Raw genomic sequence first — 14,677 nt, forward strand, 5'->3', positions numbered from 1 at the left:
AAAATAAAACTAAAAATATTTTTAGTATTATTTTCATTAATTAAAATTTGAATTTTTATCTAAGTTATGAGTTGCTTTTAATACTCTAGAATAATCTATTTTGATATAGCTAATAGTTTGGGGTAAGTTTTAAAGAAGTTTCTTAAAAATACTAGAGATATTAATAAAGTAATGAATAAGGGTTCAAAGTAATAAAAAAATGCTTTGAACTCTATTTTTTTACATGAAAAATTGATTTCACTAAAATTTATAAATGTGGTATAATGCTCGACAGAAGAAATGACTAGAGGGAAAAGAGGAATAAAGAGAATGATAGAAAGTATAAAAAAGAATTTAAAACCTAAGATTCTTATAAGTAATTTAATATTGATAATTGGAATAGTTCTGTTTGTTACTTTATATGGAGCTGTCTTTGGAAGCTCCAATAGTCTTATAGGGGTATGTGCCATAACTGCAATGCTTATGTTTGTAGATGTTCATTTAAGTTTAAAGTTAAATGAAGCTATTATAACTACAGTGTTATCCTTTGTTCTTATGGGAGTTTCAAGTCAAATAGCTTCAATAAATCCATTTTTAGGATTTGTAATAAATTTTATAAGCATATTTATAGTTTCATATTTAGTTACTAATACTATGGAAACAAAGGCATATTTACCTTTTATACTTTGTTACGTATTTATAGAGGGAACTCCTATTACATGGAGCCAATTGCCAACAAGGCTTATAGCTTTATTTGTTGGAGGAGGATTAATAGCTTTAGTTTATTATTTTAGTCATAGAAAAAAAGATGATTCTGATCATATGAATATAAGTGAAATGATAAAAACTATGAATAAAGATACCCTTCAATTTAACTTTTCACTAAGAATGGCACTTGCTGTATCCATAGCTATGTTACTTGGAAGTATACTTGGTTTTCAAAAATCAATGTGGATAAGCATTACTGCAATGTCAATAACTCAGCCACATTTTGATGACACTAAGACTAGGGTTAAGGAAAGATTCTTTGGTACTTTAATAGGATCAGCAATATTTGTATTAATATTTGTTTATCTTGTACCACAACAGTTTAGTAGTATAGTTTTACTTATCCTAAGTTATATTTACACATTTATCAAGGAATATAAGATAAAGATGATATTCATAACCATGAGTTCTTTAGGGGCTGCAATGATTTTATTCCAACCAGGAGTTTCAGTACCTATGAGAATAGCTTTTATAGTGGTAGGAATAGGTATAGCTTTAATAGTAAATAAAGTTATCTATGGAAGATTAAAATTAGATGAAAGTAATGAAGAATTAGAAGACACAATAAAAAGTATGGACAAAGTAAGTGATGGATTTTAGATAAATTTACTGTGTTGTAATTATGACTTTATAGAGCTCATTAAAGTATATAAAGTTTAATTTTAGAAAAGTAGATTTTATTGCAAAGTATATAAAATTAGCTTTTAAGAAAATCCTATTAAGTATGCTTAAGCTAAATATCAATAACAATGAAAAATATATATTAAATTATTAAGAGGCTTGTATCAAAGTGACTCATTAATAAAATTTATAGATTCTTAAAGTAAGATAATATATTATTTTTATATTGCAAAATAATATAGAAAGTTTTATATTATTTGATTTAAGGAAGAGGTTTATAAGTTTTATAGTGATGATTTTGTACAAGCCTTTTATTATTAGGTTTTTTAATAATAAATATAAGAATGAACCAAGGATTTAAGTAGTGAAAATATAGGTGTAAAAAAAATCTAGGCATATAATTAAATTAAGAGATCGAATTTAAAAATGATAATAAACTATTTAAATTTATTCATTATCGGATTGGAATTAACAAAAAATTAACAATTAAAAGACTTTGTTGAAAAAAGTCAAATGTATTATTTGGTAAAAGTTCAATTTGAAAAAATAATTGATGTTATTTAGAAATGAAAACTTTTTATTTTTAATAATTTGGTATTTATAGAAAAAAATAATCTATATTTTTTAAAATAATTAATTTACAAATAATTCATATACAAATTTAAACATTTATTTGAAAATTATTTTAATTAAATTAAAATACAAGTGTAATGTAATTGAAAAATAATTATTTAAAATATTAAAAAGTAAAATATAGAAACTATATGGGGCTTTATGAAAGAAGTATTTTGGTATATTATAGTTAAGTGAGATTAATTTGTTAAAAATATTAAAAACTAAATAGAGTAATAGGAGGATTCATGGAAGAAAATACTATAAGCTTACAAGAAATTGTTTATGCTTTAAAGAAAAGATGGAAACTAATAGCGTTAATAACCATAGCAGCTACTTTAATTTCAGCAATATTAAGTTTTTTTGTTATAAAACCACAATATGAAGCAAAAACTAAGCTTTTCATTGGTAAGCAAGAGACTACTCAAGAAAATGCATCTTATAATAATAATGATGTTATGATGTATCAAAAACTTATGAAGACTTATGCAGAACTTGTAAAGACTTCGGATTTAGTTACTAAGGCAGTTAAAAGTGCTAATTTAGATTATAATCAAAAGGAAATAAAGGAGATTTTAAATAATCTTAATGTTACTCCAAGTGCTGATACTCAAATATTAGATTTAAGCTTCAAGGGAGGAAATCCTAAGGATGTCTTAAAAGTAACAGAAGCTATAACAAATGAATTTATTTCAGAATCTAAGGAACTTATTCCAAATGGAAATGTTCAAGTTATACAAAAAGCGCAACTTCCAGAACATCCAGTAAGCCCAAATAAGAAGCTTAATATACTTATAGCTTTCGTTTTAGGACTTATGGTAGGGGTAGGCGTAGTACTTTTACTTGAATACTTAGATAATACATTTAAATCAAGAGAAGACCTGGAAAAAACTTTAGAGTTACCTATAATAGGTACAATTCCAGACTACGATAATGTGGGAAAGTAAAGGAGGAAAGTAGATGTTAATATTAGAAAGTAATTCACAGTCAGTGGCAGCTGAAAGCTATAGAACCTTAAGAACAAATATACAATACTCTTCCTTTGATAATCCTGTTAAGTCAATTGTTATAACCAGTTCTGAGCCGGGAGAAGGAAAGTCAACAACAAGTGCTAACTTAGCTCTTTCCTTTGCGCAAGATGGAAAAAGGGTTATTATTATAGATTGTGATTTAAGGAAACCAGTTGTACACAAAAACTTTGGAATAAGTAATTCTATTGGGCTATCAGAATTTTTAATTGGAAAGGCTGAATTTTCTAAGGTGGCTTATAAGCATGAATCAGGACTTCATGTATTACCTTCAGGAACAATTCCTCCTAATCCAGCAGAAATGTTAGCTTCAAGGGCAATGGAGCATCTTTTAACTCAATTAGAGGAAAAGTATGATTACATAATATTAGATACTCCTCCAGTTAATGCAGTAACAGATTCAAAAATACTTTCAACAAAGGTTGATGGAACAATATTAGTTGTAAAGTATGGATATACAAAGAAAGATGCTGTAGTAGAGGCTGTAAAGGGATTAAGAGCAGTTAAGGCTAATATAATAGGAACAGTATTTAATGGTGAGGAAACTCAAAGGGGAAAATACTATCATTATTATAAGAAAGATTAACACTAAATAAAACAACTTAACACTCCAAATAAGGAGTGTAAGTTGTCAATTGTTATGTAAAAAAACTGAAAAAAAGTAATAATATTTAATATTTATAGTGTTTAAGTTAATTGTTATTTTACTAATATTAAGTACGGAATTTAGTAGGTAAGTTATATAGAGATTAAGATTAAAATTATTGGTTAGGAGGAAAGCTTGATGTATGAATCTGTGGAGAAGGTTCAAAAAGGAGAAGAATATATAAAAGCAGATCAAGGAAATAGAATATACTTATTTTTTAAGAGAGTAATAGACATCTTTGGATCAAGCTTTGGATTAATCATATTAAGTCCAGTATTTTTAATTGTAGCAATAGCTATAAAAGTTGAAGATAGTAAAGGAAGTATTTTATTTTCACAAAAAAGAGTGGGCCAATATGGTAAAGAATTTAATATGTACAAGTTTAGATCCATGGTTAGTAATGCAGAAGAGCTTAAAGTTAAGCTTATGGAGCAAAATGAAATGTCAGGACCAATGTTTAAAATGAAACATGATCCTAGAATAACTAAGGTTGGAAAGTTTATAAGAAAAACTAGTATAGACGAGTTGCCTCAGCTTATAAATATTCTTAAGGGTGAAATGAGCTTAGTTGGTCCTAGACCAAGTCTTCCTAAAGAAGTAGCTAAATTTGAGCCATGGATGTTAGAGAGATTAGAAGTAAAACCAGGATTAACATGTTATTGGCAAGTTATGGGGAGAAATAATATAGATTTTGAAGATTGGATGAAACTTGATGTGAAGTATGTTCAAGATAGAAATCTTTTATTAGATATAAAGTTAATTTTTAAAACATTTTTTGTGCTTTTTGGAGATGAGAGTGCAAGTTAATAAAGAGGGGATGAATAGATATGAAGATAGTAGTAGCAGGAACAGGATATGTTGGATTAGTAACAGGTGCTTGTCTTTCAGAGGTTGGACACAATGTTACTTGTGTTGATGTAGATGAGAAAAAGGTAGCAATAATGAAAAAAGGAATATCACCTATATATGAACCTGGATTAGATGAACTTTTAGAAAGAAATTATAAAGATGGTAGATTAGATTTTACAACAGACTATAAAAATGCTTATAAAAATGCAGATATAGTTTTTATTGGGGTTGGAACTCCAGAGAGAGCTGATGGTTCAGCGAATTTAGATTATGTTTTTACTGTATGTAAACAAATAGCTGAAAATTTAGAAAATGATTGTTTAGTTGTGGTTAAATCAACAGTTCCAATAGGAACAAACGATAAGGTAGAAGCTTATTTAAAAGAAAATGTTAAAGATGGAATTCATATAGAAGTTGCTTCAAATCCAGAATTTTTAGCTCAAGGAACAGCAGTAGTTGATACTTTAAAAGCTAGTAGAATAGTAATTGGAGTTGAATCAGAAAGAGCGGAAAATACTTTAAGAGAAGTATATGAAAGATTCAATCAACCAATAGTTGCCACAAATAGAAGAAGTGCGGAGATGATAAAATATGCATCAAATGATTTTCTAGCATTAAAGATTTCATTTATGAATGAAATAGCAAATTTTTGTGAAATAGTTGGAGCAGATATAGAGGATGTAGCCAAGGGGATGAGTTATGACTCAAGAATAGGAGATAAATTTTTAAGAGCAGGTATAGGATATGGTGGATCATGTTTCCCTAAGGATACAAAAGCATTACATTGGCTAGCTAATGACAATGGATATGAAATAAAAACAATAAAAGCAACTATAGAAGTAAATCAAAATCAAAAATTAAAGATGTTTAGAGAAGCTAAAAAAAGATTTGGTAACTTCAAAGGAAAGAAAGTCGCAGTACTTGGATTAACATTTAAACCAGGAACAGATGATTTAAGAGAAGCTCCATCAATAGTTAATATAAGAAGACTTCTAGATGAAGGAGCAGAAATAGTAGCCTATGATCCAGTTGGAATGGAAAACTTTAAAAAACTTTATCCAACGGAAATTGATTATGTAAATGACCCATATGAAGCATTAAAAGACGCTGATATGGCATTTTTATTTACAGAGTGGAAAGAAATAAAGGAATTAGAACTTAATAGTTATGAATCATTAATGAAAACTCCTATAATATTTGATGGTAGAAATTGTTATGAGATTGATGATGTAGAAAATAAAAATATTGAATATTATTCAGTAGGAAGAATGCCTATTAAGAATATTGAAAAAGCAATAGTAGAGGCAGCTACTACATTAATATAATTGTATAGGAGTTTATAATGAATAAAAATATATGTTTCATAGCATCAAGTGGAGGACATTTTGAGCAACTCATGATGTTAAAGCCACTTATGAAAAAACATAAGTGTTTTATAGTTACGGAGAAAACAAATTATTCAGTAAATATTGATGAAAAATTATATTATTTGAATCAAGTGAATAGGCATGAAATGAAATCTATACCATTAATGATTTTAAATGTTTTTAAATCATTAAAAATATTTTTGAGAGAAAAACCAGATATAGTAATATCAACAGGTGCATTATCTGTTATTCCTATGTGTATTATATGTAAAGTTTTTAGAAAAAAAATAATATTTATAGAATCATTTGCAAAGATAACATCTCCGACATTAACTGGAAAGTTAATATATAAATTTGCAGATCAATTTTATATACAGTGGGAAAGTTTAAGGGGGTTTTATCCTAATGCTATAAATAAGGGGGGGATATATTGATATTTGTTACTTTGGGATCTCAAAAGTTTCAATTTAATAGACTTTTAAAAGAGATAGATATTTTAATTGATAAGGAAATTATTAAGGAAGAAGTTTTTGCACAAATTGGATACAGTACTTACATTCCTAAAAATTATAAATATAAGAACTTTTTAAATAGAGATGAATTTTCAAATATTATGAAAATATGTGATAAGGTTATAACTCATGGTGGTACAGGAGCGATAATTGGCGCTGTAAAAAAAAATAAAAAAGTTATAGCTATTCCAAGGAATATGAAATTTAATGAACATGTTGATAATCACCAATATGAAATAGTTAATGAATTCGCAAATATGAATTTTATATTAGGAGTAAATGAAATTGAAGATTTAAATGAAGCTATAAAATCTTTAGATAAAATAAATTTTAAAGAATATAAATCTAATACACAAGTTATAGTTGATAATATTGATAATTTTATTAGCAAAATATAATTTTAGATTGGGAGAATTAATTGTGAAGAAGATGTTAAGAAAGTTTGGGATGTTATTACCAACAAAATTAGTATTAAATATAGATTATTCTAGAAGTTATAAAAAGAAATTAAATTTAAAAAATCCAAGGTATTATGGTGAAAAAATTCAATGGATTAAATTAAATGGGAATCTTGAAGAGAAAGGAAAATATGTTGATAAGTATGAAGTTAGAAGTTATGTAGAAAATAAGTTGGGTAAAGGTTATTTTCCAAAATTATTTGGAGTATATGAAAGTGTAAAAGATATTAGTTTTGAAAAGTTACCAGAAAAATTTGTTATAAAAATGACAAATGGTACAGGCGGAAATATTATTTGCAAGGATAAGTCAAAGCTTAATATAGACTCAGTTAAAAAAATATTATGTAGATGGCAAAAAGAGAAATTTTATAAGTACACAAAAGAAAAACAATACAAAAATGTTAAATCAAGAATTATTTGTGAAGAATATTTAGAGGATGAAACAGGTTCGCTTACAGATTATAAAATACATTGCTTTAGCGGAAAGGCTGAAATGATAGAAATACATAGAGATAGGTATGTTCAACATAAAGAAAATTATTATGATATAAATTGGAATGATTATGGAGTGGTTTGTAAAGTTCAAAAAGGACCTAAAATGGAAAAGCCAAAACAACTTAATGATATGATAGATATTGCTGAAAGGTTATCTGAAGACTTTACATATGTAAGAGTAGATTTATATTTAGTAGAAGGGAAAATATATTTTGGGGAATTAACTTTTACACCAGCTAATGGTACTGATCCGTTTTATCCATTAGAAAAAGATTTGAAATTTGGAGAGCTTATTGATTTAAAAAATTATCATTAAAGTAAGGAGAAAATATGAATATTTTATATATAAGTAATTCTATTCATTTAGGTGGAGATACTAAATGTATTCTAAAATTAGCAAAAGAATTTAAAAAAGAAGGTAATAGAATATTTGTTGCAAGTAATGATGGAATAATGAGAAGTGAATTTGAAAAATTAGGTATAAAAAATATAAAAATTGGTGATGTAGATGATAAATCAATAATTAATTTAATTAAAATAATTTTTCAGGTAAGACAAATTTTAAGAAAAAATAAAATTGATATAATACATAGTCACCATAGAATGACTACTTTAATTTCAAAATTAGCTTCAAAAGGATTAAATATAAAAATAGTACATACACAGCACTTATGTATCAAGGATAAATATAAATTAACTAATATTGCATTAAAAAATACAAATATAATTACAGTTAGTAATGAAGCAAAAAATATATTAATAAAAAAATCAAAATTAGATGAAAATAAAATAACAACTATATATAATACTATAGAATGCGAAAACAATGTTGATGAAGATGTTGATACAAAGCTCGTTGAATTAAAAGAACAAGGCTACTTTATAGTTGGACAAGTAAGTAGGGTAATTGATTATAAAGGCATATATGATTTTGTTGATATTGCAGAACTTACAACAGCTAAAAATAATAATATTAAATTTGTTTTTATTGGAGATGGACCAGAATTTCAGCAAATGAAAGAGTATATAATAGATAAAAATTTACAAAATAAAGTATTTATGTTGGGTAGTAAAAAAAATGTTATTAAACATCTTAGATTATTAGATTTATTTATACTTTGCTCCTATATTGAGGGATTGCCATTAACCCCAATCGAAGCTTTTTCTCAAAAAATTCCAGTGATAGGAACAGATATAGGTGGTACAAATGAAGAAATTATAGATGACTTAAATGGATATTTGTTAAAGAAAAAGGATATAAATGCATTTAAAGAAAAGATAATTTTTTTATTTAATAATAGAAAAAAATTATCAGAACTTGGTGAAAAAGCATATAGTGTTTATAAAGAAAAATTTAATTCTGATAATTATATAAAAAAACATAAATTTTTATATGAGGTAAAATAGATGTTTGATGATTTCAGAAATTTTAAAAATAAAACAGAAAGCAATTCAATATTTGCAGTACTAAGTAATCCTTGTTATTATTCAGTACTATTATATAGAATAAGTAATAAATTTTATAAATTAAAATTAACTCCTTTAGCAAAAATAATTTGGTTTATAAATAGAGTTATTTTTTCAGTAGATATAGATTATAGAGCTCAGATAGGAAAGAACTTTAGATTGATACATGGAATTGGTGTAGTAATAGGATGTGAAACAAAAATAGGAGATAATGTAAGTATATATCAAGGAGTTACTATTGGAGGATCAGGAAAAGAAAAAAATATAAATGGGAATTTAGTTAAGCAACCAATCATTGAAGATGATGTTATAATATATACTAATTCTTGTATATTTGGGCCTGTTGTCATAAAATCTAAAACTAAAGTTAAAGCGGGAAGTATATTATATTAATATTTTAAATAGGAGATATTTATGAAAGGAATTTACATAGCAAAAATAGATGAAAATTATAGTTTGGATATTGGTGTAGGTAAAAAAATAAATGGAGAAATAAAAGCTTTAAGAAATCTTGGTATAAATATGGATTATCTAAGATTAAAAGATAGAGAAATGTATTTTAATAATAATAGAATTAAAAAAGTAATAAAATTTTTTTCCTATGAATATTATTATAGATTTTTAAAAAAAATTGATTTAAATTATGATTTTGCTTATATAAGATATTCAAAAGGAAATATAAATCTTTATAGATTAATAAAAATGTTAAGTAAAAAAGATATAAAAATAATAATAGAGATACCTACATATCCATATTCTAATGAATTTACTGGGGAATTAAAAGAAGATATATTTGGATTTTTAGATAATATAATAACGAAAAAGTTAAAAAAGTATGTCTTTAGATTAGCTGTAACAAATAATAAATACAATTTTATTTATGGTATAAAAACTATAAAAATTAATAATGGTATAGATATAGAAAATTTTAATATGTCTAATAAAGTAGAAAAAAATGGGGATACTTTAAATCTGATTGGTATAGCTAATATTGCTAAATGGCATGGATATGATAGAGTTATAAAAGGAATAAGTGATTATTATAAACGTAACTATAAAAGTGGTTATAAAATAAACTTTTACATTGTTGGTGAAGGGAATGAAAAAGAAAATTTAATAAATTTATCTAGAAATTTAAATGTTGAGAATTGTGTGAAATTTTTAGGTGCTAAAAATGGAAAAGAATTAGATGAAATTTTTTCGAATATGGATATAGGTGTTTCATCATTAGCTTTATTCAGAGCTGGAGGTGGACATGATCCAATAAAATCAAAAGAATTTTTAGCAAGAGGAATTCCAGTATTATTAGCATATAATGATAGATTAATAGATATGAAATTACCATTTGTTTTTTCTTTTGATGAAAATGAAACTAATATAAATATGAATATTTTAATTGAAAAATATAAAAATATTGAGAAAATGAATAAAGAAGAAATAAGAGAATATGCTAAAAATAATTTATCTTGGGAAACTCAGATGAAAAAGGTGGTTGAAGAATTACAAAATAAAGGAGAGAATTAAATTGAAATGAATAAAAAAAAAATTTATAAGTTAGATAATTTAATGATTTTATTAATTTTATCTATATTTTGTTTTCCTTCTGAATTAAGAGTAGGATTTTTAGGAAGAGTTGGGTTAATAAATTACATGGCTATAATAATAATTTTAATAATAATTAGTAGATACACTAAAAGAATAAAAATTGAATATATAGTCATGATTTTTCTCATACAAACATATTATTTATTTAGTTCTTTTTTTTATGAAAAAAGTTTGACCGATATAATATTAGTATCTATAAGTTTTATAATACCATTGATAATAGTTTTTATTAATGTAAATGAGAATGAGTTTAAAAGAATATTTTATAATTTATTAATTATTTTAAATATAATCACTATATCTATAGTATTAATAGGGATTATTGAATATTTATTTAATATAAATATAATGATATATTTATCAAAAATTATGAGTCCAAGAATACACGAACTTTTAAGTATGAGAAATAGTAATGAAGTTTATAGAATGTATTCTTTTATGGGACATCCTCTTTTTAATACTGAAATAATATTAATGTTCTATGTTTTAAATAATATATATTCTAGATATTATAAAACTATTTTAAATAATAATTTAGTTGCATTAATTTCATTAGTCGGTATATCTTTAACTGCAAGTAAGACAGGATTAATTTTAATTATTTTATCATTACTATTTTTGAATTATAAAAAATTTGGTTTAAAAAGAATAATTTTGTGTATATTATTATTTTTTATTATAATTAAAAGCGGAATATTCAATAATACAATAAATAGATTTCTAGAAGGTGGCTTAACTACTGGAAGAGAAAGTATGTGGATAAGATTACAAGAGTATGATTGGTTTCCAATTAAAATTTTTACAGGATACGGAAATAATTTTACGTTTATATATAATAACTATATGAGCTGGGCATCAGCAGCATTTGAATATCCGTTTAGAAAATTAGCTTTAGAGCATGGTATTTTTATTACATTAATGGAATATATTCCTATATTATTATATCCAATTATTACACTAATAAAAAGGAGACATGTTTTTCTTTTAATTTCTTACCTAATATTATTTATTGACGTAAATACATATAACGGATTAGCTTTAAATGGTGATTATATGTTAATTTTTTGTTTGTTTATATTTATAATTATAAATATGTCTAAGGTTTTATTATATAGAAAGGATACAAGTAAGGATGAAGATAGCTTTTCTAACTCATAGTGTATTTAGTGATGGGGGGGTACAAAGAGTTGTTACAACTATTGCAAATAATTTGTGTAAAAATTATTCTGTTGACATTATTTGCACTAATACAAAAACAATGGAAAATAGAAGCAAATATGGATTATCTAATGAAATAAATATAGTATTTAATAATATAAATAAATGTTCATATTCAAAAGAGATAATATTAAGAGCTTTTAGACTATTAAACAGAAAAACAGGTATATTTAATAATAAATATTTATTTAAGTTTTTAACTAGAATATATTATCCTAAATATCAACGTAAAAATATAATAAATTTAATTGATGATAAAGGATATGATTTAGTAATAGGCTGTGAAGGATATTATGCACTACTAATGGGAGTAATAAAAAAGGATACCTCTGCAAGAGTATTTTCATGGCAACATAATTCTTATGAAGTTTATTTGGAAAGTAAAAATAAGTATTATTGGAATGAAGATATTTTATTTACAAAGTTATTAAAAAATGTAGAACGAAATATAGTTTTAACGAAGCATGACAAAAGATTATTTGAAGAAAATTTGGGGGTAAAATCTATAACTATATATAATCCTTTAAGTTTTAAATGTGAAAAGAAATCAACTCAAAATAAAAAAGTTATATTATGTGCAGGAAGAATTGAATATAGAAAAGGAATGGATTTACTTTTAAAGGCATTCGCTAAAATAGAAAATAAAGATGGTTGGAAAATAAATATTATAGGAAATGGAGAAATGGAAAAAGAATTAAGAGAGTTAGCATTAAAATTACATATAAATGATTTAATTAATTTTATTCCATTTAATAGTAATATAAAAGAATACATGATAAATTCATCAATATATGCAATGTCTTCAAGAGGTGAAGGTTTTGGGTTAGTTGTTACAGAAGCTCTTGAAGCAGGATTACCAGTAGTTTCTTTTAAGACAACAGGACCAAGTGAAATTATAGGAACACAAAAATGTGGAGAACTTGTTGAGTGCTTTGACATAGACAAATATTCTGATGCTTTACGAAACTTGATGGATGATAATAATAAAAGGAAGAAATACTCGGAAAATGCAGTTATAAGAGCTAGGGAATTTGAGGTGGATAAAATTATTAAAGAATGGGAAGAAATAATAAATTTTAATGAGGTTAAAGAGAATGAAGAAGTTTATAAATAAATTAATTCAATTTTCGGTTGGACCGGTAGTTGGTGCCTTTATTGGATTTATAACAATTCCATTAACAACTAATTTAATATCACCTGCTGAATATGGAAAAGTTAGTATGTTTAATACTATACAATCAATATTAACTATGACTGTATTTTTAGGAATGGATCAAGCATTTGTAAGATACTATAACTCAGAAAAAAATAAAATTAAACTATTATTCAATAGCATAATATTACCAATGGTATTAGTTGTACTATTAATATCATTTATTCCATTTTTCTCTTCGGATATTTCTGAATTTCTATTTGGATGTGATATATATAAGATACCTGTATATTTTATGATGTTAACAATTCCGTTAATGGTAATAGAGAGATTTCTATTGCTACAAATGAGAATGGAAGAGAAAGCTATACAATATTCTATTTTTAACATATTTATTAAGATTGCTGTATTTATCTTAACCTTTATTTTGTTAATTTTCGTAAGAAGAGATTTTTTAAGTGTAGTGTATTCAATTATATTTGGACAAATGATTGGTGATTTAGTTTTAATTAGTATGTATATAAAAAAAATAAAAATAAAAAAGAATTTTATTGAAAAAGAAAAAATAAAGGAATTAGCTAAGTTTGGTGTACCATTAGTTCCAGCAGCTATAATAGGATTATTACTTAATTCATTAGATACTATATTTTTAAGACATTTTTGTGATTTTAGTCAATTGGGATTATATTCTGCAGCAAATAAATTTGTATCTATTTTAAATATAATACAAACTAGTTTTACTACTTTTTGGGTTCCTATAGCCTATAGATGGTATAATGAAAAAAAATCTAACGCCTATTTTTCTATTGTAAGTGAAAGTATAGCATTTATCATGACTATAATATTTCTAATTATTTTGTTATTTAAAAATATTATAGTACTAGTATTATCTAAAAATTATTTGGAAGCTAAATATATTGCCCCTTTTTTGTTATTTTTCCCAATAATGTATACTATGAGTGAAACTACAACTTTAGGGATTCCTTTTTCGAAAAAAACTTATTATAATACGGTAATATCAACAATAGCTTTGATAATAAATTTGATATTGAATATATTACTTATTCCTAAATATGGAGCTATAGGTGCTGCAATAGCTACTGCTTTATCATATATAGTATTTTTTTGGACTAGAACATTAATTTCTAGGAAATTATGGTATAATTTTAAATTAACAAAGTTTTATATATATACTATTTTATTATTTCTAGTTTCTTTATTAAATATAATTATTAGAAGCAAATATATTTTAGTAGTAAATATATGTGCTATTATTTTAGTTATATTTATTAATTTAAAATTAATAAAAAATGTAATTAACATATACTTATATGAAAGAATAAAAGAGTGAGGTGATTTTTTGAGATATAAATTAAGAAAATTTTTATATAAACTTTTAAAAAAAGATACTATGAATTTGGATATAGAAAATTTTAGAAAAAAAGGAGCTAAAATAGGAGAAAATGTAAGAGCATTTTCTCCCATAATGAGTGCAGAGCCTTACTTATTGGAAGTTGGAAATTCAGTTACTATATCAACTGATGTTAAATTTATTACTCATGATAATTCTATATCTAAGATAATTAAAGATAAAACTGATATATTTGGACAAATTATAATTGGAGATAATTGTTTCATAGGAGCTAGCTCAATACTTTTGCCAGGAGTAAAGTTAGGTAATAACACTGTAGTTGGAGCAGGAAGTGTAGTAACAAAAAGTTTTTCAGAAGGCAATGTAGTAATAGCTGGAAATCCAGCTAAAGTAATTTGTAGTGTGGAAAAATATTCTCAAAAGATAGAAGAAATAGCAATGAATACATTAGGAATGAGTTTTAATGATAAAAGAAAATATATATTAAAAAATAAGAAAAACTTCTATTCAAGATAAATAGATAGATT

The 14,677-nt window shown here is 24.7% G+C and carries 15 protein-coding genes; all 15 read left to right on the plus strand.

Going from position 1 to position 14,677, the window contains the following annotated elements:
• Positions 1 to 309 precede the first annotated feature (309 nt).
• The 15 genes from ACYUCG_RS09975 (at position 310) to ACYUCG_RS10045 (ending at position 14,666) form a co-directional block, all read left to right on the plus strand.
• Positions 310 to 1,347: an FUSC family protein gene (locus ACYUCG_RS09975; protein ID WP_460268531.1), complete on the plus strand. Its 1,038-nt coding sequence runs from the start codon at positions 310 to 312 to the stop codon at positions 1,345 to 1,347.
• An 881-nt stretch (positions 1,348 to 2,228) separates the two neighbouring features.
• Positions 2,229 to 2,927, plus strand: a complete 699-nt coding sequence (locus tag ACYUCG_RS09980) for a YveK family protein (protein ID WP_460268532.1) — start codon at positions 2,229 to 2,231, stop codon at positions 2,925 to 2,927.
• A 13-nt stretch (positions 2,928 to 2,940) separates the two neighbouring features.
• Positions 2,941 to 3,594, plus strand: coding sequence for a CpsD/CapB family tyrosine-protein kinase (locus ACYUCG_RS09985; RefSeq protein WP_460268533.1), 654 nt, complete (start codon positions 2,941 to 2,943; stop codon positions 3,592 to 3,594).
• 198 nt (positions 3,595 to 3,792) lie between these two features.
• Positions 3,793 to 4,461 carry a sugar transferase gene (locus tag ACYUCG_RS09990; protein WP_460268534.1) on the plus strand — a complete coding sequence of 223 codons (669 nt, stop codon included), beginning with the start codon at positions 3,793 to 3,795 and terminating at the stop codon, positions 4,459 to 4,461.
• 20 nt (positions 4,462 to 4,481) lie between these two features.
• Positions 4,482 to 5,828, plus strand: a complete 1,347-nt coding sequence (locus ACYUCG_RS09995) for a UDP-glucose dehydrogenase family protein (RefSeq protein WP_460268535.1) — start codon at positions 4,482 to 4,484, stop codon at positions 5,826 to 5,828.
• Between the two features lie 17 nt (positions 5,829 to 5,845).
• Positions 5,846 to 6,304 (plus strand): PssD/Cps14F family polysaccharide biosynthesis glycosyltransferase, encoded by a 459-nt coding sequence (gene pssD, locus ACYUCG_RS10000; RefSeq protein WP_460268536.1) that lies wholly within the window; start codon positions 5,846 to 5,848, stop codon positions 6,302 to 6,304.
• On the plus strand, positions 6,301 to 6,780 hold the full coding sequence (gene pssE, locus ACYUCG_RS10005; protein WP_124229318.1) for a PssE/Cps14G family polysaccharide biosynthesis glycosyltransferase: 480 nt from the start codon (positions 6,301 to 6,303) through the stop codon (positions 6,778 to 6,780). Before pssD ends, pssE begins: the two co-directional genes overlap by 4 nt.
• A gap of 31 nt (positions 6,781 to 6,811) precedes the next feature.
• The gene (locus ACYUCG_RS10010; protein ID WP_460268585.1) at positions 6,812 to 7,651 is read left to right on the plus strand and encodes an ATP-grasp fold amidoligase family protein; all 840 of its coding nucleotides are present in this window, start codon (positions 6,812 to 6,814) and stop codon (positions 7,649 to 7,651) included.
• A gap of 14 nt (positions 7,652 to 7,665) precedes the next feature.
• Positions 7,666 to 8,742, plus strand: coding sequence for a glycosyltransferase (locus ACYUCG_RS10015; protein ID WP_460268537.1), 1,077 nt, complete (start codon positions 7,666 to 7,668; stop codon positions 8,740 to 8,742).
• Positions 8,743 to 9,195 carry a serine O-acetyltransferase gene (locus tag ACYUCG_RS10020; RefSeq protein ID WP_124229315.1) on the plus strand — a complete coding sequence of 151 codons (453 nt, stop codon included), beginning with the start codon at positions 8,743 to 8,745 and terminating at the stop codon, positions 9,193 to 9,195.
• Positions 9,196 to 9,216: 21 nt separating this feature from the next.
• Complete coding sequence (locus tag ACYUCG_RS10025; protein ID WP_460268540.1) at positions 9,217 to 10,326, plus strand: glycosyltransferase; 1,110 nt, start codon at positions 9,217 to 9,219, stop codon at positions 10,324 to 10,326.
• Between the two features lie 6 nt (positions 10,327 to 10,332).
• Complete coding sequence (locus tag ACYUCG_RS10030; protein WP_460268541.1) at positions 10,333 to 11,565, plus strand: hypothetical protein; 1,233 nt, start codon at positions 10,333 to 10,335, stop codon at positions 11,563 to 11,565.
• A complete protein-coding gene (locus ACYUCG_RS10035) occupies positions 11,540 to 12,739 on the plus strand; it encodes a glycosyltransferase (RefSeq protein WP_460268542.1) in 1,200 nt (399 codons plus the stop codon). The genes ACYUCG_RS10030 and ACYUCG_RS10035 overlap by 26 nt, the downstream gene beginning before the upstream one ends.
• On the plus strand, positions 12,720 to 14,129 hold the full coding sequence (locus ACYUCG_RS10040) for a lipopolysaccharide biosynthesis protein (RefSeq protein ID WP_460268543.1): 1,410 nt from the start codon (positions 12,720 to 12,722) through the stop codon (positions 14,127 to 14,129). Before ACYUCG_RS10035 ends, ACYUCG_RS10040 begins: the two co-directional genes overlap by 20 nt.
• A gap of 9 nt (positions 14,130 to 14,138) precedes the next feature.
• Positions 14,139 to 14,666: an acyltransferase gene (locus ACYUCG_RS10045; RefSeq protein ID WP_207667498.1), complete on the plus strand. Its 528-nt coding sequence runs from the start codon at positions 14,139 to 14,141 to the stop codon at positions 14,664 to 14,666.
• The last annotated feature ends 11 nt before the right edge of the window (positions 14,667 to 14,677 follow it).

It is taken from the genome of Clostridium sp. CTA-17 (genome assembly GCF_054767895.1).